Origin of the sequence: Pseudoalteromonas sp. BSi20495 (assembly GCF_000241185.1) — a bacterium.
Taxonomy (GTDB): domain Bacteria; phylum Pseudomonadota; class Gammaproteobacteria; order Enterobacterales; family Alteromonadaceae; genus Pseudoalteromonas; species Pseudoalteromonas fuliginea.
This window is the reverse complement of sequence record NZ_BADY01000095.1, coordinates 1-19,185: the sequence shown is the minus strand read 5'-3', so window position 1 is coordinate 19,185 and position 19,185 is coordinate 1. Positions and strand designations below refer to the sequence as shown.

19 protein-coding genes are annotated in these 19,185 nt (G+C 37.7%); 16 read left to right on the top strand and 3 right to left on the bottom strand.

The genetic code is table 11. The features are described 5' to 3' along the window. Positions 1-55 precede the first annotated feature (55 nt). Positions 56-1,747: an alkaline phosphatase gene (locus tag P20495_RS07440; RefSeq protein ID WP_008137102.1), complete on the bottom strand. Its 1,692-nt coding sequence runs from the start codon at positions 1,745-1,747 to the stop codon at positions 56-58. Between the two features lie 302 nt (positions 1,748-2,049). On the opposite strand from P20495_RS07440, the gene P20495_RS07445 reads away from it, so the two are divergent. The 15 genes from P20495_RS07445 (at position 2,050) to P20495_RS07515 (ending at position 13,328) form a co-directional block, all read left to right on the top strand. Beyond that, on the top strand, positions 2,050-2,322 hold the full coding sequence (locus tag P20495_RS07445) for a hypothetical protein (protein ID WP_007376333.1): 273 nt from the start codon (positions 2,050-2,052) through the stop codon (positions 2,320-2,322). A gap of 235 nt (positions 2,323-2,557) precedes the next feature. Next, a complete protein-coding gene (locus P20495_RS07450) occupies positions 2,558-3,136 on the top strand; it encodes an LON peptidase substrate-binding domain-containing protein (protein ID WP_008137099.1) in 579 nt (192 codons plus the stop codon). Between the two features lie 68 nt (positions 3,137-3,204). Next, complete coding sequence (locus P20495_RS07455; RefSeq protein WP_002962457.1) at positions 3,205-3,828, top strand: sigma-70 family RNA polymerase sigma factor; 624 nt, start codon at positions 3,205-3,207, stop codon at positions 3,826-3,828. After that, the gene (locus P20495_RS07460; RefSeq protein WP_008137096.1) at positions 3,821-4,501 is read left to right on the top strand and encodes a ChrR family anti-sigma-E factor; all 681 of its coding nucleotides are present in this window, start codon (positions 3,821-3,823) and stop codon (positions 4,499-4,501) included. The genes P20495_RS07455 and P20495_RS07460 overlap by 8 nt, the downstream gene beginning before the upstream one ends. An 8-nt stretch (positions 4,502-4,509) precedes the next feature. Then, the gene (locus tag P20495_RS07465; protein WP_007376329.1) at positions 4,510-5,463 is read left to right on the top strand and encodes a DUF523 and DUF1722 domain-containing protein; all 954 of its coding nucleotides are present in this window, start codon (positions 4,510-4,512) and stop codon (positions 5,461-5,463) included. Continuing rightward, a complete protein-coding gene (gene phrB, locus P20495_RS07470) occupies positions 5,463-6,857 on the top strand; it encodes a deoxyribodipyrimidine photo-lyase (protein WP_008137094.1) in 1,395 nt (464 codons plus the stop codon). The genes P20495_RS07465 and phrB overlap by 1 nt, the downstream gene beginning before the upstream one ends. A gap of 1 nt (position 6,858) precedes the next feature. Then, entirely contained in the window at positions 6,859-7,287 is a 429-nt protein-coding gene (locus P20495_RS07475) for a nuclear transport factor 2 family protein (RefSeq protein ID WP_007376327.1), read from the top strand. 2 nt (positions 7,288-7,289) lie between these two features. Then, complete coding sequence (locus tag P20495_RS07480) at positions 7,290-8,000, top strand: SDR family NAD(P)-dependent oxidoreductase (RefSeq protein WP_008137092.1); 711 nt, start codon at positions 7,290-7,292, stop codon at positions 7,998-8,000. After that, positions 7,997-9,253 (top strand): NAD(P)/FAD-dependent oxidoreductase, encoded by a 1,257-nt coding sequence (locus P20495_RS07485; RefSeq protein WP_008137090.1) that lies wholly within the window; start codon positions 7,997-7,999, stop codon positions 9,251-9,253. The genes P20495_RS07480 and P20495_RS07485 overlap by 4 nt, the downstream gene beginning before the upstream one ends. Beyond that, a complete protein-coding gene (locus P20495_RS07490) occupies positions 9,246-9,983 on the top strand; it encodes a DUF1365 domain-containing protein (protein ID WP_008137089.1) in 738 nt (245 codons plus the stop codon). Before P20495_RS07485 ends, P20495_RS07490 begins: the two co-directional genes overlap by 8 nt. Positions 9,984-10,022: 39 nt before the next feature. Then, positions 10,023-11,285, top strand: coding sequence for a cyclopropane-fatty-acyl-phospholipid synthase family protein (locus P20495_RS07495; RefSeq protein WP_008137087.1), 1,263 nt, complete (start codon positions 10,023-10,025; stop codon positions 11,283-11,285). Then, complete coding sequence (locus P20495_RS07500) at positions 11,263-11,763, top strand: DUF2878 domain-containing protein (protein ID WP_033016037.1); 501 nt, start codon at positions 11,263-11,265, stop codon at positions 11,761-11,763. The genes P20495_RS07495 and P20495_RS07500 overlap by 23 nt, the downstream gene beginning before the upstream one ends. Before the next feature lie 53 nt (positions 11,764-11,816). After that, positions 11,817-12,305, top strand: a complete 489-nt coding sequence (locus P20495_RS07505) for a chalcone isomerase family protein (protein ID WP_007376321.1) — start codon at positions 11,817-11,819, stop codon at positions 12,303-12,305. Between the two features lies 1 nt (position 12,306). Further along, positions 12,307-12,846 (top strand): DUF3833 domain-containing protein, encoded by a 540-nt coding sequence (locus P20495_RS07510; protein WP_007376320.1) that lies wholly within the window; start codon positions 12,307-12,309, stop codon positions 12,844-12,846. 206 nt (positions 12,847-13,052) lie between these two features. Continuing rightward, positions 13,053-13,328, top strand: coding sequence for an HU family DNA-binding protein (locus tag P20495_RS07515; protein WP_002962474.1), 276 nt, complete (start codon positions 13,053-13,055; stop codon positions 13,326-13,328). A 91-nt stretch (positions 13,329-13,419) separates the two neighbouring features. On the opposite strand, the gene ilvN is transcribed toward P20495_RS07515, so the two are convergent. Together ilvN and P20495_RS07525 are read right to left on the bottom strand one after the other, a co-directional pair. Then, positions 13,420-13,917, bottom strand: a complete 498-nt coding sequence (gene ilvN, locus P20495_RS07520) for an acetolactate synthase small subunit (RefSeq protein WP_007376319.1) — start codon at positions 13,915-13,917, stop codon at positions 13,420-13,422. Beyond that, positions 13,917-15,641 (bottom strand): acetolactate synthase 3 large subunit, encoded by a 1,725-nt coding sequence (locus tag P20495_RS07525; RefSeq protein ID WP_008137081.1) that lies wholly within the window; start codon positions 15,639-15,641, stop codon positions 13,917-13,919. Before P20495_RS07525 ends, ilvN begins: the two co-directional genes overlap by 1 nt. Positions 15,642-16,128: 487 nt before the next feature. Between P20495_RS07525 and P20495_RS07530 the strand changes: the two genes are divergently transcribed. After that, positions 16,129-19,149, top strand: a complete 3,021-nt coding sequence (locus tag P20495_RS07530) for an immune inhibitor A domain-containing protein (protein WP_008137080.1) — start codon at positions 16,129-16,131, stop codon at positions 19,147-19,149. The last annotated feature ends 36 nt before the right edge of the window (positions 19,150-19,185 follow it).

Below are 19,185 nucleotides of genomic sequence, written 5' to 3'. Positions count from 1 at the left end.
ATAAAATAAACGAGAAGGTAAATAATGTGTTTACCTTCTCTTTTTATACAAAATGTTAGCCCTTATAGACACTTTGGTGTTGAGCAGCAATGTTGTAGCTTGGAGAGTTTATGTTATCTATATAGCGCCAATCGGTTGTGATTTGCTCTTTAGTAATAGTCAGTAACATATACCCACGGTGTGATAAGTCACAATAGTTTAAGTCGTTTATTAACAATGAAAGCGAGTCAGCCATCTGCTTTGCTTGTGCTGTATTAAGCGCTAAATAATGCTCCATACCCGGGGATGTAACACCAGGTGTTGCAAATTCTACTCCCACACTTTCGCCTTTTGCATTTTTTAATGTGCCATGCCACGCATTGTGCGTATCACCTGCAACCACTACTAACTTTTTATTTAATGCGGTAACGCTTTTGTATAATGCTTCGCGCTCGCTTGGGTAACCATCCCACGCATCTAAATTATAAGGCATTAAAGTATTTACGCGTGCGAGTTGCGCGGGTGTTACCGCTTTATTAGCTAACACGGCTTTTTTAATGGCAACAAGCTCTTTTAATACCAGCGGGATTTTAGTGCGATCGGATTGCGAGAATATTTCAGTAGGCAGCCACATTTTGCTCATGAGTACTTGCTGCCCTAATACTTGCCACTTTGCATTTGACTCAGTTATTGCACTCGTGAGCCAGTTTAGTTGTGTGTTACCTAGTAACTGCCTTTTTGGATTATTTAAATCACTGACAAAGCGCGCAATATCCATTTGCTTGGTCTCGGGGTTTTTGTAATCGCTGTAGGCGAGTTGCTTATCGCGTGCTATTACGCGCGTATCTAGCATGTGTAAGCTTATTAAATTACCAAAATCAAACGTGCGATATATTTGCGGGCTTTGTTCGCCCATAGGCGGTCTAATTGGCAGCCATTCGTAATAAGCTTGAATAGCCGCTGCACGACGTTTAAAAAAGTCACCTTCATTAATGTTGTGATTTTCCGCGCCATTTTTGTATGTATCATTAGCAACTTCGTGGTCATCCCATATTGCAATAAAAGGCGCTGCTGCGTGAAGTGCTTGTAGGCCTTTGTCTGTTCTATAAATTGCATAGCGTTTGCGGTAGTCACTTAAAGTAATAATTTCACCGCTGTTATCGGCAGCTAATTGGCGGCCAATTTTTTCAGCATTATCAGTGGCGTATCCACCCATTGGGTACTCGTAAATATAGTCTCCTAAATGCAGTACTACATCTAAATCCTTTTGCTTGGCGGCATCAGTGTAGGCATTAAAGTACCCAGCAGGGTAGTTTGAGCACGACACAACAGCCATTTTTATTTGTTCAACATTACTTATTGGCAGTGTTTTAGCTCGGCCTATAGGGCTTTGTGTTTGCAAACCCATAAAACGGTAAAAGTATTCGGTATTTGGTGCAAGATCTTGCACGTCTATTTTTATAGTAAAGTCGCGGCTTTTATCTGTTTGTTCGTAACCGCTGCGTAATATATTTTTAAAATCAGGATCACTTGCCAGCTCCCATGTAACAGTCGCAATGGAAGATGGTTGAGAGGTTGTGGCTCGCGTCCAAATTATTAAAGCATTACTGAGTGGATCACCACTGGCAACACCATGCTTAAACTCAATTGCTGATAATGGTCTGTCAGCTAGTGTTTGAGCGCAGCCTGTTATAGCGCTGGAAATAGCAACGGTAAATACACTGGCTACTGATGTTTTTAAAAAACCACGACGAGATAAGATAGACATACTGCACTTTTCAATTATTTATAGTAATGGAACTTTAACGTTTAGATATGACGTTTTTATAAACGCTAAATGTATTTACTGTGACTTTTATTAACGTGGGTAAATAGATCTTAATTATTAACCAAATATTGGTCAAAAAATAAAATTAAGTGGTTAGATTAATAGAGTGTGAATTTTTGAAATTAATTAAATTTATAAAAACCTATTTAATTACAACACTTTAATTTTTATTTTCATGTTGGCACAACCCTTGATTATATAACTTCGTCTAATCAAACAATATACAAACAAGGAATACCATTATGAAACATTCAATTAAAATCGCTATGGCAAGTTTATTAGTATTAGGTTCTGCGCAAGTACACGCAACAGAAGTGGACCTAGATGTTACTGATATATTAGCTCAAAGTGTAACAAGCTACGTTAAGCAAACAACATTCGAACTTGAAAAGTCATTAAAAGAAACGCTTTATTTTGATGCTAAAACTGTTTTAGTTGGAATATTAGATGAGGCTGTTTTAACCGAGAATACTGCGTCTAAAAATACTGACGCGAGTGTTAAAAACGTTAAATAAACCATTTAAAGGATTAAAACGATGAGCAGTGAATTTGGGTTATTTGCTTTAATGTTAGCGCCAGTAGCCAGTATGATAAGTGCATATTACTCAGTCCAAGTACTAAAAAGCATGGGGAGCTGGTTTAATATTTAACCAATGGTGGAGTAGGTAATTAATTCGATTCATGCAAAGCTGATCGACTTAGCAAAAGCGCACGTAAGTAAAAGCAGAGTGTTTGAAATAAGTAGACTTTATGAAACGTGCGATTTTTCCATTACCCATTTTTATGTTACCTGAAGGTTATACGCGATTACGCATATTTGAGCCTCGCTATTTAAATATGGTTAAAAACGCATTAAAAAATAATACAGGGTTTGTGCTTTGTACATTCGAGCATGACACGCCTTTTAATATAAGTGCGCAAGGTTGTCTTGTTGATATTATCGATTTTGATCAAGACGATAACGATGTATTATTAATTGATGTATATGCATCTAAAAACGTGCAAATTAATGATGCTTACCAAGACGAAGACGAACTGCGACATGGGCTGGTATCGCCTTGTAAGACGCCTTATTGGTACAAGGACATTAACAACTCAATTGGCAAACATTACCTATTACATGATGCGCTTTTAAACGTCTTTGAAAGTAATCCGGAACTTAGTTTACTGTACAAAAAAACTCATTTTGACAAGTTGCCTTGGATTGCAGCACGTTGGCTTGAGCTCCTGCCTATTTCTATCGAGAAAAAACAGCAACTTGCGTTTGAAACGAACTTTGATAACTTACTGAATTTCCTCCATACTGTGATTAATAACGAATTTGCCTAAATTTTATGATCCTAAATTAATTATTGCCCGTATTACTTAATACAAAAGCAATAACGGGATAAATTATTATGGTAAGTCAACAACAGTCACCACGTTGTGAACCTAATACAGGTAAGTACACTGCCATGCCAGAAACGCCGAGTAAAGAGCTCATGCAAGCGCTCATAGACGTTGCACAATCACGCGACAAAAAAGCGTTTTCCTATTTATTTGAATATTTTGCGCCAAAAATTAAACGCTTTGGAATTAAGCAGTTTGGTGTTGAAGCTCAAGCAATGGAGCTTGTTCAAGAGACGTTAACGTCTGTTTGGCGTAAAGCACATTTGTATCACAGTGATAAAGGTGCAGCGACTACGTGGGTTTATACCGTTATGCGTAATGCTTCATTCGATATGCTTCGCAAAATGAAAAGTAACAAAGAAGAAAACATAAGCGAAGATATTTGGCCGTTATTAAACGAATCACAGGATACACATCACGAATACAGTGATCATTTAGAAGATAAGCAAATTAAGCGCTATTTAGACAAGCTACCAATCGCTCAACGTGAAGTGGTAAGAGGCGTTTATTTTCAAGATATGTCGCAAGAGCAACTTGCACATCAACTTAACATTCCAGTAGGCACGGTAAAATCACGGTTACGTTTGGCCTTGCAAAAATTACGTAATGAAATGGGAGATCAGCATGATTAAACATCACCCGAGTGAAACTCTACTGACACAGTATTGCGATGCATCACTTGCTACATCACTGAGTTTAGCCGTTTCTATACATGTAGATATGTGCCCTGTGTGCCAAGCTAAAGTCGCTAAAATTGAAGCAAGTAATGCAGACGCGTTATTTAGTGAAGAGCCAGTCCAATTTGAGATAGTTCAAACTGAGCAATCTGAGTTATTTGAAGACTTTGAATTGAATGTTCTTGATATGATCACATCTGATGATTCTATCGACGAAGTTTATGAGGTAGAGCCTGTTTCTATTAAAGTAAATGAACATAACTACCAGCTTCCACGTGCTTTAACGCGTATTTCTCATAGTAAATTTACACAAGTTGGTAAGTTAGCGCGATCTCGAGTTTCGCTTGATGATGGTGCGCTACGTTCTAGCCTGTTACACATTGATGCGGGTGGTGAAATACCAGAGCACACGCATACTGGATTTGAAGTTACTTTACTCCTAGATGGTGAGTTTAGTGACGAAGATGGTAGTTACGTACCAGGCGACTTTATATGGCAAGATGGTAGTCATCAGCATACACCTTTAACGAAAGACGGGTGTTTGTGCTTTACAGTTGTCAGTAGTGCGCTACATTTTAATAAGGGCTTCAGCAAGTTACTAAATCCAATAGGTAATTTGATTTACTAAGAGAATATATGCACACAGATATAATAAAAATAGGTATAAGCGCCTGCTTAGCAGGCGAAAAAGTTAGATTTGATACGGGTCATAAAAAATCAAATTTTTGTATGGATGAGCTAGGTAAACACGTTGAATACACACGGTTTTGTCCGGAAGTAGCTGTTGGTTTACCGATACCTCGCCCAACTATTCGCCAAGTTAAAGTGGGCGATACTATTAAAGTATGTCGCCCAGATGGCACTGGCGAAGTAGGTCAACAACTTACCGAATATGGTAAAAAAGTTGCAACAGAACAAGCTAAAGAGTTGAGTGGATTTGTATTTTGCGCGAAAAGTCCAAGTTGCGGTATGGAACGCATTAAAATATACAATGAAGCAGGCACGGGTAATACCTCAGAAGGCGTTGGTTTTTTTGCTGAGCAAATAATGAAGCACAACCCATTATTGCCATGTGAAGAAAACGGGCGTTTAAACGATATGCATTTACGTGAAAACTTTGTAATGAGAATTTACGTATTTAAAAACTGGCAAAAGTTAGTACAAGAGCCGCTTACGGTTCACAAGCTTACTCAATTTCACTCTCAGTATAAGTATTTGTTGATGGCTCACAATTATCAAGCTTATCGTGATTTGGGTAACCTGCTTGGAACGTTTGTAGGTGACGATATAAATGCAGTTGCTGATGAATATATTTTAGGTTTGATGACAGGTCTTAAAAAGCCAGCTTCTCGCAGAAATAATTGCAATACGCTAATGCATTTACAAGGCTACTTTAAAACTGATTTATCGAAGGTTGAAAAACAAGAACTTCGTGATGCGATAGATGAATACCGCGAAGGATTGGTGCCATTGTATGTACCACTTACCTTGTTAAAGCATCATTTGAAAGTTCATCCAAATGAGTACCTCGAAAAACAAGTGTTTTTTAACCCATACCCTCACGATTTAAAACTACGATTTGGTATTTAATGGATACATTATTTTGGTTTAGGCGCGATTTGCGCCTTTTTTCTAACGAAGCGTTAATTCAAGCGCTAAACAATGGCGCTAAACACGCCATTTTTTTTGTGTCTGAAAAGCAGTGGCAACAACACCAAACAGCGCCTATTCAGATTGACTTACTCAAGCGCCGAGTTACTTATCTTCAATCCCAACTTGCTGATTACGGTATTACTTTACATATTATTGAAGCGCCTAGCTTTTGTGATTGTACGCGCGAGCTCATTAACTTTTGTAAAGCAAACGATGTAAAACACGTAATTGCTAATACAGAATATGAGCTTAATGAAGTAAACCGCGATAAAGCAATTTTGCATGAATGCGATGAGCTTTCTATTACTTTTACTTTGTACGAAGGTGATTTAATTGCGCCTGCAGGCTCAGTAAAAAATCAAAGTAATGAAATGTATAAAGTGTTTACTCCATTTAAACGTGCGTGGTTAAAGCAGTATCAAGATACACACTTTAGTTTGACACAATGGCCATTAACTTCTGACCCTATTGAGTTTGACGAGAGTGATTTACTAAAAAATGATGGGTGCTCAGATAAGTGGCCGGTTGACGACGAAACACTCTCTACCGTAGTTGATAATTTTATATGCGACAAACTTACAAGTTACGACGACCAGCGTGATATTCCTAGTGTAAAAGGCACATCGGGTTTAAGCCCGTATTTAGCACTAGGTATTGTAAGCACAAAGCAACTGCTTATTAATATTCAGCAGCGTTATCCTGATATTTTAACTACATCAAAAAGCAAAACGTTTACGTGGATTAACGAGCTTGTTTGGCGCGAATTTTACAGGCATTTAATTGCTGAATTTCCGAAGCTTTCGCGTGGCGATAACTTTAACGAAAAGTATAACGCTGTAGTGTGGCGTAAAAGCGAAAGCGATTTTAAAGCATGGTGCGAAGGGCGTACAGGTTACCCGTTAGTGGATGCAGCAATGCTACAACTTAAGCAAACCGGTTGGATGCATAATCGTTTACGAATGGTTGTTGCAAGCTTTTTAACTAAGCATTTATTAATAGACTGGCGCGAAGGTGAGCGCTTTTTTATGCAGCACCTAATTGATGGCGATTTAGCCTCTAATAATGGTGGTTGGCAGTGGGCTGCAAGTACTGGGTGTGATGCTCAGCCTTACTTTAGAGTTTTTAACCCTATCAGACAAAGCGAGCGCTTTGATCCAACGGGCAAGTTTATCCGTAAGTATTTGCCAGAGCTTGAAAACGTGCCAGATAAACACATTCATTTTCCACACACTTATTTAGCCGCAACAGGCAAAGATAAGGAATGTTACTGGCCAGCAATAGTTGATCATAAAGCGGCACGAGAACGTGCACTTGCTGCATTTAAGGTGTGATATGGATAACCAGTTACCAGTAGATAAATTTGTTGAAATATACCAACAGCTTGATAGCACTAATCTTGATTTATTGAGTGATATTTACTGTGACAACATACAGTTTATAGATCCGATGCATGAAATTAATGGCATTGTAGAATTGCGCAGGTACTTTGCTAACTTATACAGCAATGTTAAGCATTGTCAGTTTGATATTAGTGATTCGTTTAATAGCGGTAACAATGCTTTTATTTATTGGACTATGCATTATGCACATCCAAAGCTCTCATCAGGTAAAACTATTTCGGTAGAAGGTCATAGCAAGCTTATTTTTAAAGATGGCAAAATTATCAAGCACAGAGACTACTTTAATGTGGGCGAGTTGTTATACAAACACATTCCTTTACTTGGTAGCGTTATAAAGCTAATTGATAAAAGGACAGGTTAATTATGATCACACTTATAACGGGTGCTACATCAGGTATTGGCGAGCAGCTAGCAATTAAATATGCGCAGCTAGGAGACACTGTTATAGCTTGCGGACGTAATAGTGAAAAGCTCGCCGAGCTTGCTAAATACGACAATATTCAAGCTTGTAAATTTGATGCAACTAACCTGCAAGATATAAAAGAGTCTACTATTGGCTTTCCTCATTTTGATCGAGTTATCTTAAACGCCGGTAACTGTGAATATATAGATGATGCGCGAAATTTTGATAGTGCATTATTTGCGCGTGTAATAAACGTCAATTTACTTTCTATGGGGTATTGCCTTGAGGCGTTACTCCCTAAAATAAATCCAGGCGGCCAGCTTGTTTTAGTTAGCTCAAGTGTTACTTATCTTGCGCTACCTCGTTCAGAAGCTTATGGTGCATCAAAAGCGGGTGTAAGTTATTTAGCAAAAAGCTTAGCTGTTGATTTAAATGATGTTGATGTGACTTTAGTTCATCCAGGTTTTGTAAAAACCCCGCTCACTAGTAAAAATGATTTCCCGATGCCTATGGCCGTTACTGCTGAAAAAGCCGCTGACTACATGATTAAGGGTATTCAAAAACGCCGCAAAGACGTTCATTTCCCTTATCGTTTTACACTTATATTAAAAGCATTACGTATTTTACCACTCCCACTTTGGCTTAGAATCGCAAAAGGATTAGCCCGTTGAAAAAAATAGCAATAATAGGAACTGGTGTATCTGGTTTAACATGTGGGCATTTGCTTCACAAACATTATGATGTAACCATTTTTGAAAAGAATGATTACATAGGTGGTCACACTGCAACAGTTGATGTTGATGTAAGCGGCCTCAAATACGCAATAGACACAGGCTTTATTGTGTTTAATGACCGAACTTACCCATACTTTGAAAAACTGCTAAAGCGTATTGGTGTCAATAAACAAAAAACAGAAATGAGCTTTAGTGTTCACAACGAAGCCACTGGTTTTGAATATAATGGCCATACATTTACAAGTTTGTTTGCACAGCGCCGTAATATTTTCAGACCAAAATTTTGGCGTTTATTGTACGACATTATTAGGTTTAATAAACTGTGCAAAGCAATGCATGAAAAAGGTGATTACCAGTCTGATCAATCATTAGGGCAATTGCTTAACGATAACCAGTTTAATGACTTTTTTAAATACCATTATATTCTTCCTATGGGCGCGGCTATTTGGTCTACCAGTATTAAAGAAATGGAAAACGTAGGCGTTGAGTTTTTTGTTAAGTTTTTCTTTAATCATGGGCTTTTAGATGTAACCAATAGACCACAGTGGTATGTAGTACCAGGAGGCTCTCGTCAGTACATTAAGCCGCTGATCAGAGGCTTTGCCGATAAAATTAACCTCAATACAAATATTAAATCTGTTACGCGTCAAAATGATGAAGTAACAATAGAGTTTGCCAATGGTGAGCAAAGTAAATTTGATAAAGTAATATTTGCTTGTCATTCAGATCAGGCGCTTGCACTACTTGGTGATGCTACGGAGCAAGAAAAGTCAGTATTGGGTGCAATAGCTTACACTGAGAACTCAGTGGTGCTGCACACCGATACAAACCTTTTACCAGATAGAAAAGCGGCATGGGCAAGCTGGAACTACCTACTTAATAACAACACTGATAAAGCAGCTGTTGTTACTTACCAAATGAATATTTTGCAAGGTATACAATCGGATACACAGTTTTGTGTAACGCTTAATCATCTTGAAGGAATAAGTCAAAGTACAATTTTGCGCGAGTTTACCTATCATCACCCTGTATTTAACCAAGAATCTATTGCTGCTCAAAAATTAAAACACAGTATTGATGGGAACAATAATAGTTATTTTTGTGGTGCTTATTGGTACAATGGCTTCCATGAAGATGGTGTACACAGTGGTGTAGATGTGGCTAAACAGCTTGGGGTCGAATTTGACTAGTGCAGTTTATTTAGGCGATGTAAAACATCGCCGTTTTGCTGTTAAAGAACATCGTTTTAGCTATCCTTTGTATATGATGTGGGTCGATCTAAACAATCCTCAGCAATTAAATGGTGTACATAAAAACTTAGGTACATCAGGCTTAAAAGCCTTAAAGTTTAACGAGGCAGATTACCTACAAAGTTTATCAGCTTCTGACCAATCTCCCATTATTGAACGTGCTCATAAGCAACTTTCTTCATTAGGTATAAAGGAAACATTTACTCATGTTTATATGCTTGGGCAACTACGCTGTTTAGGGGTTTATTTTAGCCCTGTTAATTTTTACTTTTTTGGTAATAACGATAATAGCTTTACGTATATGATTGCTGAAGTAAGTAATACACCGTGGAATGAACGCCATTACTATTTAGTCTCCCTAGAGAAAAAAGTGAACTTTAAGAAGGTTTTTTCCGTATCACCTTTTATGAATTTAGATATGAACTATCATTGGCATATTCGACAGTCGCCTGATAAAACATTGATACATATTGAAAATAAACGAGATGAAGTATTATTATTTGATGCAACACTTCGTTTGAAACGTGCAGAGCTTACTAATCAAGAAGTCAGTAAGTTACTAAAACGTTTTCCGGCCATGACGTGGTCGATCTTTAAAGGTATTTACCATCAAGCGCTAAAGTTATTTATAAAGCGAGTGCCTTTTTTAGGTCACTCAGGTAGGCCATAAAACATATACAGATAGTTAGAACAATAAATAGGTATTTTAATGGATAAAGTGTCGAGCTTAAATTGTGAACAAAGCACGAGTTGGTTAACTAACATATATAAAAAATTAGTAACTAAAGCCTTTTCGTCAATTAAAACTGGTCAAATAGTTTTGATTGAAGGAAACGAAAGAACTATTTTTGGGGATTCATCTTCAGAACTAAAAGCAACTGTTACAGTAAATGATAAAGCAATGTATAAAGCATTTGCTCTGTCAGGCAGTGTTGGCGCAGGCGAAGCGTATATTCTTGGGCATTGGTCTTGCGATAACTTAACCTCATTTATAGAAATATTTGCTATAAATGAAAAGCAACTTGATGAGTTTGAAAAAAAATTCGCATTTTTTAGCAATGTCGCACACCGGTTCAATCATATAAAAAATAAAAATTCTGAATCAGGATCTAAAAAGAATATTGTTGCTCATTACGACTTAGGTAATGATTTGTACGAATCATTTTTAAGTAAAGAAATGCTTTACTCAAGTGCTGTATATCCTACAAAAGAAGCGACACTTGAAGAGGCTCAACTATACAAGCTTAAACGCATTTGTGAGCAAGTTGAGCTTCAAAAAAATGACTCAGTTATTGAGATTGGTACAGGGTGGGGGGCTTTTGCTATATATGCAGCCACGCATTATGATTGCCATGTTACAACAACAACCATATCTGACGAACAACACGATTACGTAGCAAATAAAATTATTGAGCTTGGTCTTGAAAATAAAATAACGTTACTCAAGCTCGATTACAGACTATTAAAAGGCAAGTACGACAAGCTTGTTTCTATTGAGATGATAGAAGCGGTGGGCCATGAGTACTTACCTAGCTTTTTCACCCAATGTGGTGAACTGTTGAAAGATGATGGTGCTATGCTCATACAAGCTATAACTATTGGCGATCAGCGTTATAAACACTACTTAAAAAATTCTGACTTTATCCAACAGTATATTTTTCCGGGCGGATGTTTGCCATCACTTAACGAAATGAGTGAGCAGATTAAAAATAATACCGACATGGTAATTCATACTGTTAATGATATTGGCGCTCACTACGCACGAACATTAGCTGATTGGCGAACCCGTTTTATAAAAAGCTGGCCAGATTTGGACCGTTCAAAATTTGATGAACGCTTTTATCGCTTGTGGTTATTTTACTTTGCTTATTGCGAAGGTGCGTTTAGAGCTAGAGCTACAAGCACAGTGCATTTAATGGCACGTAAACCGAGGTTTATGAGCGATAACGATGATATTGCGCTCGGTTATTAATTTTGTTTTATTTCAAGCAGTGTGGTTTTTATCATTGCTGCTTGAGGCTGATTCGCTATTTTTTAGCGGATTAATTATTGTTTTAATGTTTTGTTTGTCAAAGCAGAAAAAACAAGACACCTTATTACTAATTAAAGCCCTACCTCTAGCAATGTTGTTAGAGTTTATAGCGGTAAAGTTAGGCTTGTTGGAATTTAAAGTTTATCCCATTCCTCTATGGCTCGCCTTTTTATGGGTTGCATTATTACTTTCTTTAAACACCTCAATGATCTTTTTAGGTAGGTTAAAACTTTGGCAGGCCTTTTTAGTATGCATAGCTTTTGCGCCAGCAAGTTATTGGGCTGGGGCGCGCTTTGAAGTAATAAGTTTAGGCTTACCTTTATGGCAGTTTTGGCTCGTGTACGGTGCGCTTTGGTCTACTGTGTTTACTGCTATTCTTTTTATAAACCAAAAAATTAAGTTATTCATCAACCGCTGATCGCCCACAATTCCCATTTCGTAACATTACTCATTGACTCGAGGGAGCTTATTTTGAAACTTATACTAAAGGCAGTTACTTTTTATTTGCTTACAACTTCAATTGTTTTAGCTGACACACAGTTTAATAAAGTAGGCGAAGCACGAATGGAGTATTTATTTTGGGATGTATATGACGCGGTTTTATTTACCCCTTCAGGTAATTACAGCGCAGGAACGCATCCTATTAAATTTAAACTTACCTATTTACGTGACTTTGAAGCTAAAGAAATCGTAAAAGCAACAAATGAGCAGTGGGAGCATATTGGAAAAAAAGAGCTAGCTGATAAATATGACAGTGAATTATTGTCTATTTGGCCTGATATTAGAAAAGGCGATTCGCTAACGCTGATAACTAATGAGCAGGGAATGAGTGTTTTTTATCATAATGATGAACAAATTGGTGAAATAAATGAACTTCAATTTTCAAGTGACTTTTTAGCAATTTGGCTTGACGAAAAAACTTCTGAGCCAAAACTACGAAAGCAATTATTAGGGAATTAATATGAATATATTAAACACGTTAAAAACAGCATTGATCTGCTTATCAGCTCTACTTTTAATTAGCTGTTCAGCGCCAAATGTTGAACATTATAAAAATACATCGCCAAACTTTGACTTTAAAACATTTTTTAGTGGAAATTTAAAAGCCTATGGTGTTGTACAAGACTTTAAGGGTGAATTGACCCGCAAGCTTGTCGTAGATATGAATGCAACGTGGGATGGTAACCAGGGTGTTATTGAGGAAGATTTTGTTTACGATGATGGTGAAACACAAAAACGTATTTGGAAAGTAACGCTTAATAACGATAACAGCCTAACGGGCACTGCTGATGATGTTATTGGTGTAGCTAAAGGGAAAAGTAATGGCAGTGTATTTCATTGGAACTATAATGTTGAACTTGCATATGATGACAGCACTTTAAACGTTAATTTTGACGATTGGATGTACTTGGTTACACAAACGCGCTTGATAAACCGCACATCTATTGTTAAGTTTGGTGTCGAGGTTGGGGAAGTGACCTTAGTTATCGAAAAAATATAGTTTATTATGTTGCCTAAGTTGCACCAAAATTGTACTTAAATTAAGTTGTTGTTAACTCAACATGCTGTATTTTACCGAGAATTATTTAAATTTTATGTGTTTTTGAAGATTTTAAACAAAAAATGCAATTTGCTGTTGCTAACTGTTTAAAAATACATAAAGATAGGATTTGCGAAGGCAAAATAATAACGAATAGGAATCTAACAATGAATAAAGCTCAATTAGTTGAAAAAATTGCTACTGATGCAGAAATCTCTAAAGCTGCCGCTACTCGTGCTCTTGACGCGTTTACCGGTGCTGTAACTTCTTCTTTAAAAGAAGGTGATTCAGTAGCGTTAGTTGGTTTTGGTACTTTCTCAGTAAAAGAACGTGCGGCACGTACTGGTCGTAACCCGCAAACGGGTGCTGAGATCCAAATCGCAGCAGCAACTATCCCAAGCTTTAAAGCAGGTAAAGGTCTTAAAGACCAAGTAAACCCTTAATAGGTTTAACAAATTAAATAAAAAAAGGGCTAATTAGCCCTTTTTTTTATCTATTAAAAAGCCAAATTTCAATGGCTTAATTATAGGTAAGTTATGCTTTTAAGGCTTTATCGCCTCTTCCTATGCCTACAGCACCTGAGCGCACAACTTCAATAATGTCAGTTTCATGTCGCAACGTATCTAAAAATGATTCTATCTTATCTGTGCTACTAACAAGTTGTAGGCTGTAACTTTGACGTCCCATATCTAAAATAGCGCCTTGGAAAACATCGACCACACGGGTTACTGCAGCACGGGTTGATTCATCTTGCGCGAATACTTTAACTAATAAAAGCTCGCGTTCAATGTGACTCATCTCGGTTAAATCTATAATCTTTAATACATCAACAAGTTTATTAACTTGCTTTGTTATTTGCTCAACAACACGGTCATCACCCATGGTGGTAATAGTGATACGCGATAATGATTGATCATCAGTTGTACCTACAGTCAGGCTATCAATATTGTATGCACGTTGTGAAAAAAGCCCAACAATACGTGATAGAGCACCGGGTTCATTTTCTAATAATATAGATAAAATACGACGCATTATGCTTTTACTCCTTTACGTAACCACATCTCATCAATGCCACCTAATTTAATTTGCATTGGATATACATGCTCTTTTTCGTCGACAAGAATATCTAAAAAGACTAAGCGGTCGTTTATGCTCATCGCCCTGTCAATTGCAGGTTGTAGTTCATCAAGCGTATTTACTTGAATACCTACATGTCCGTAGCTTTCAACTAACTTAACAAAATCAGGGAGGGAATCCATGTAAGATGATGAATGGCGTCCGCCGTAAACCATATCTTGCCATTGACGTACCATACCTAAAGAGCGGTTATTAAGTGATACAACCTTTACCGCTAGGTTGTACTGTAAACAGGTTGATAGTTCTTGAATATTCATTTGAATAGAGCCATCACCCGTAATACACACAGACTCTTTATCAGGAAAGGCTAGCTTTACGCCCATTGCAGCAGGTAAACCAAAGCCCATGGTGCCTAGGCCGCCTGAGTTGATCCATTGACGAGGATGCTTAAATGGATAATATTGCGCTGCAAACATTTGATGCTGACCAACGTCAGAACTTACGTAAGCATCGCCATTAGTAGCTTTATAAACCGCTTCAATTACAGCTTGTGGCTTAATTTTGTCGCCAGCAGTGTTGTAGCTTAAGCACTTTTGTTCGCGCCAGCTGATAATTTGTCGCCACCAATCTTCTTGCGCGCTGCGGTCTATTTTAATTGGGCTTTTATCAATACCCGCTTGTAGTTGTTCAAGTACGGTTGCTAAACAACCTACAACTGGTATGTGTGCTTTAATTGTTTTAGAAATTGAAGTTGGGTCAACATCAACATGAACAATTGTGGCATTAGGGCAAAACTTTTGAACATTATTAGTTACCCTGTCATCAAATCGGGCACCTAATGCCAAAATAACATCGGCGTTAGCCATTGCTTTGTTTGCTTCTAGTGTACCGTGCATGCCTAACATACCGACAAAGTTAGGGTGCACACCTGAAATACCACCCAATCCCATTAGTGTGTTTGTAATTGGCGCATTTAACGATTCAACTAAGTGTGTTAATTGCTCTGACGTGTTTGAAATAACAATGCCGCCACCCGAATAAATAACAAGCTTTTTAGCTTCTAAAATGGCAGTAACCGCTTTCCGAATTTGCTTAGAGTGACCTTTAGTATTAGGACTGTAGGTTCTAAGTTCTGTTGTTTGAGGAAATTCGTATTCAAACTTAATCGCAGGGTTTAGCATGTCTTTAGGGAGTTCAACTACAACTGGGCCTGGACGACCTGTACTGGCTATATAAAAGGCTTTAGCGAGTATTGCAGGGATGTCTTTAGCACTTCTACAATTAAAGCTGTGTTTAACTATAGGGCGAGAACAGCCAACAATATCAGTTTCTTGGAATGCATCGTCACCAATTAAATTTGTAGGTACTTGGCCTGATAATACAACCATAGGAATTGAATCCATGTAGGCCGTTGCAATACCTGTAATACAGTTTGTAGCGCCAGGGCCTGAGGTTGCAAGCACAACACCCACGTCACCAGTTGCTCGTGCATAGCCGTCGGCCATATGCGTAGCAGCTTGCTCGTGACGCACGAGTATGTGTTCAATATCATCTTGTTGAAAAAGTGCATCGTATAAATCTAATACTGAACCACCGGGGTAGCCAAATATGTATTTAACCTTTAAATCTTTTAATGCCTGAACAACTAGTTCAGAACCATTATATTCTTGTTTGCTCATCCTCATTCCTCTGTGCGCTTTTTATGCATAAAAAAACCCCCGCGTAGTGCGAGGGTTTTTAAAAAGCAGTATCACCTTTTAATACATCCCCGCTGGGCTTATAACTAAGACCAGTACGAGTACGACTAAAAGATTAATGTGTGTGTTCATAGTTTTTACTCTACTTAGCAAAACACTGCTTTTAAATTAAAAATTCTGTATAGGTTTATTTTTAAGGGTTTTGAGCCTTTATGTCAACCTTGAAAGCGGTTTTTTGCATTTTAAATTCGTTTTGTGGCTTTTTTTAATTTAAATCTGCAGAAATTCTGTGTTTAACTGAGTTTACTAGCAGAAATTATGCACTTTAGGTTGTGGGTTCGATTTTAGATATAAAAATAGTGAGAGACCATTAACTTTTATTGCATATGTTAACTATATGTTTTTATCGCCTGTTTAAATTCCTATTATTAGGTATGATTACTACATAATTATGTTTGAGGAAGACACAGTGAAAAAAGTGATGTTAATTGCGCTTTTAACTACGCTATTAAGCCCAATAGTGGCAGCTAATAATATAAGTCCGCATGATGTTGGTATAACTAACGAAGAACGTATTTTATATTGGCTTAAAAAAAGAGACCAAATATCTTCAAGTGAGTTAGATAGTTCATTTAAGTCATATATGAGTAATAAAGAAGCTGCCAATCACTCAATTAAAAATGGCTTTAGGCAATTTAAATCCTCCTCCAACGTTTTTTCAAACACAAATAAACAGCAGGTTGCTTTTTCAACGTCACTAGTGCCAGATCAAAGTGTTAATGATGTAAAAGTGTTAGCTATCTTAATTGATTTTCCTGATCTAAAACATGACGACAATCAGCTTGTAGAGCAAGACACCGACATGTTTTACGCTGAATATTCAACTGAGCACTATCAGCAAATGCTTTTTAATACTCAAGGTTATACGGGCCCTGATGGACAAAGCTTAAAAACGGCTGCTGATTATTATAAAGTGGCTTCGGGGAACAGCTTAAACTTTAACGGACAGGTATATGGCTGGGTAACCGCTGATAGCAATGCAAAAATATATGGTGAGCGCCAAGGCAGTACACGGGATATAAATGCACCCGCTTTAATTAAAGAGGCTGTGGAGAAGGCGGTTGCAAAGTTTAATATTAATTTAGCGGATTATGATTTAACCGATTTAGATGATATTGATGGCGACGGTATTGTTAATGAACCTAATGGCATCATTGACCATGTAATGATTTTTCATTCAAGTATTGGTGAGGAAGCAGGTGGCGGTTACCTAAGCACCGATGCTATTTGGTCGCACCGCTACTATGTGTTTGATGAAAATAGCGGGCCGAGCGAGATTGCAGGCAGCAATATTAAGCTCTTTGGTTATACCATTAACCCTATTGATGCAGGGATTGGTGTGGTAGTGCATGAGTTTGGACATAACTTAGGATTATTGGATGAATACGACTTGCAATCTAACACGGTAGGTGAGCCTGTCGCGTCTTGGTCAGTTATGTCGACAGGAAGTTGGGCTGGTTCGCCAAGAGGCTCAGAGCCGGTTATGTTTAGTCCTTATGCGCTTGAGTATTTACAAAAACGATACCGGGGTAACTGGGTTAACCAGCTTACGCTTGATATGGATGAGATAGAGGCTAACTCACAGCAAACATTAATTAATACTGCGAGTACTTCACAACTGCAAAATCAAATAAAAATAACACTGCCACCAAGGCTCGAAAAATTTAGAGCTCCAGTAGAAGGTGATTTTCAATACTATTCAAATACGGGCGACAATATTAGCAACAGCTTAGCGAATACAATAGCGCTACCAAGCACAACTGAGACACTTACTTTAAGCTTTATTGCTTATTACAGTATTGAGCGCGATTACGATTTAGTTCAAGTAAAAGTAAATGGCGAGCCAATCGCGAGTAATTATACGCAAGCGCTTAATCCATACTACGGTGATATTGGTCCGTATATTTCAGGTGATTCATTTCTTAATAGTGATGCTAAGCAACCTAACGGCTATTTGACCCATAAGTTTGATTTATCAGCTTATGCTGGGCAAACAATTGATTTAAAAATTGAATACATAACAGATGCGAACACACATTATTATGGTTTTGTTGTTGATGATATGCGCATTGAGCAAAGTGATACTTTAATTTGGCAAAATAATGCACAAGATCAAGTTAACACTGAGTTTAATGGCTTTGAAAAAATTGGTAATTACACATATGCATCACCATCACATTACTATTTACAATTGCGTTCATACACAGACGTTGACAGTAGCTTACAAGCAGAGCAGTACTCACCGGGGTTATTATTGTGGTACAGCAATGAATCTCAAGCAGATAATAACACTACCGAGCATCCAGGCAGTGGTTTTGCATTAGTGGTAGATGCCGATCAGCGCTCAATAAATAAAGGCAGTACGCAAACTCCGGCTGCTTCAGCAATTCAAATACGTGATGCTGCTTTTAGTCTATACCAACAAAGGGCAGGGTTAGGTGATGATGATTTATCAGCTATTACCCAGTTCACTGATAAAAACGATTATAGCTTTTCAGCGCAAAAACCATCGGGTGTTATGCTTCCACAGGTTGGTTTTGGGTTTAATATTATAAATCAGTCAGCTGATAGTGAAGACATAGAAGTAGAGCTTAATTACGATGTCACTAAGGGTATTAATTTTACCAAAACAGGTTTAACCGTTAATTTTAATGTAGAAGGTTTTGCACTCACGCCTTCGGATACATTTACGTGGAATTTTGATGATGGTAGCTCAAGCATAGAGTTAACCCCTACTCATGAATACCAAGACTATGGCACTTACAACGTTGAGTTTATGGCAAGTAATGGTACTTCAGATCAAGTAGCTGTAGTTCAAGTTACACTAGCTGAACCATTATCTGTAAATGAAATTGAATATGAAATAAACCAAGGAACTTTAACAGCTGAGGCTTCGCTTACAGGTGGGGTCGCACCGTATACTTATAATTGGCAGCTAGGGGATGGAAGTACTTTAACGACGCAATCGCTTACTTATAATTATTTATACTCTGGTGATTACCAAGTAACGCTTACAGTGACGGATAACGAAGGCACGGAGCAAACTAAAGCGATTGATGTAACTGCAACTGTTCCGCTTAGCATAAACGCAAACGCTACCGTTAGTGATTTAAGCGCACAATTTAATGCCCAAGTAACCGGCGGCTTTAATAGTTATACTTACAGTTGGGATTTTGGTGATGGCAGTGCGTTATCAAATTTACAAAACCCAATACATACTTATCAAACTGACGGGACATATAACGTAACGTTGAATGTTACTGATACTCAAACCAATGATACTTTTACTAAAGAGTTATCTGCTACTGTGCAAAAACAACAAAGTAGTTCGGGTTCAAGTGGCGGATCACTTTCAGGTTTATTAGGATTACTACTTTTGGGCTTATTTAGGTTTAATACTAACTTGCATAAATACACTAGGTTAGTATAAACGTAGTTAGCAAACATAAAAAAGCCCGCTAAATTA

Bases quoted from the DNA above. Each gene is read 5' to 3' on its own strand.
- P20495_RS07525 (WP_008137081.1), bottom strand. From the start codon at position 15,641: ATGAGCAAACAAGAATATAATGGTTCTGAACTAGTTGTTCAGGCATTA.
- P20495_RS07510 (WP_007376320.1), top strand. From the start codon at position 12,307: ATGAATATATTAAACACGTTAAAAACAGCATTGATCTGCTTATCAGCT.
- P20495_RS07440 (WP_008137102.1), bottom strand. From the start codon at position 1,747: ATGTCTATCTTATCTCGTCGTGGTTTTTTAAAAACATCAGTAGCCAGT.
- P20495_RS07460 (WP_008137096.1), top strand. From the start codon at position 3,821: ATGATTAAACATCACCCGAGTGAAACTCTACTGACACAGTATTGCGAT.
- P20495_RS07475 (WP_007376327.1), top strand. From the start codon at position 6,859: ATGGATAACCAGTTACCAGTAGATAAATTTGTTGAAATATACCAACAG.
- phrB (WP_008137094.1), top strand. From the start codon at position 5,463: ATGGATACATTATTTTGGTTTAGGCGCGATTTGCGCCTTTTTTCTAAC.
- P20495_RS07515 (WP_002962474.1), top strand. From the start codon at position 13,053: ATGAATAAAGCTCAATTAGTTGAAAAAATTGCTACTGATGCAGAAATC.
- P20495_RS07500 (WP_033016037.1), top strand. From the start codon at position 11,263: ATGATATTGCGCTCGGTTATTAATTTTGTTTTATTTCAAGCAGTGTGG.
- ilvN (WP_007376319.1), bottom strand. From the start codon at position 13,917: ATGCGTCGTATTTTATCTATATTATTAGAAAATGAACCCGGTGCTCTA.
- P20495_RS07495 (WP_008137087.1), top strand. From the start codon at position 10,023: ATGGATAAAGTGTCGAGCTTAAATTGTGAACAAAGCACGAGTTGGTTA.
- P20495_RS07465 (WP_007376329.1), top strand. From the start codon at position 4,510: ATGCACACAGATATAATAAAAATAGGTATAAGCGCCTGCTTAGCAGGC.
- P20495_RS07480 (WP_008137092.1), top strand. From the start codon at position 7,290: ATGATCACACTTATAACGGGTGCTACATCAGGTATTGGCGAGCAGCTA.
- P20495_RS07450 (WP_008137099.1), top strand. From the start codon at position 2,558: ATGAAACGTGCGATTTTTCCATTACCCATTTTTATGTTACCTGAAGGT.
- P20495_RS07455 (WP_002962457.1), top strand. From the start codon at position 3,205: ATGGTAAGTCAACAACAGTCACCACGTTGTGAACCTAATACAGGTAAG.
- P20495_RS07445 (WP_007376333.1), top strand. From the start codon at position 2,050: ATGAAACATTCAATTAAAATCGCTATGGCAAGTTTATTAGTATTAGGT.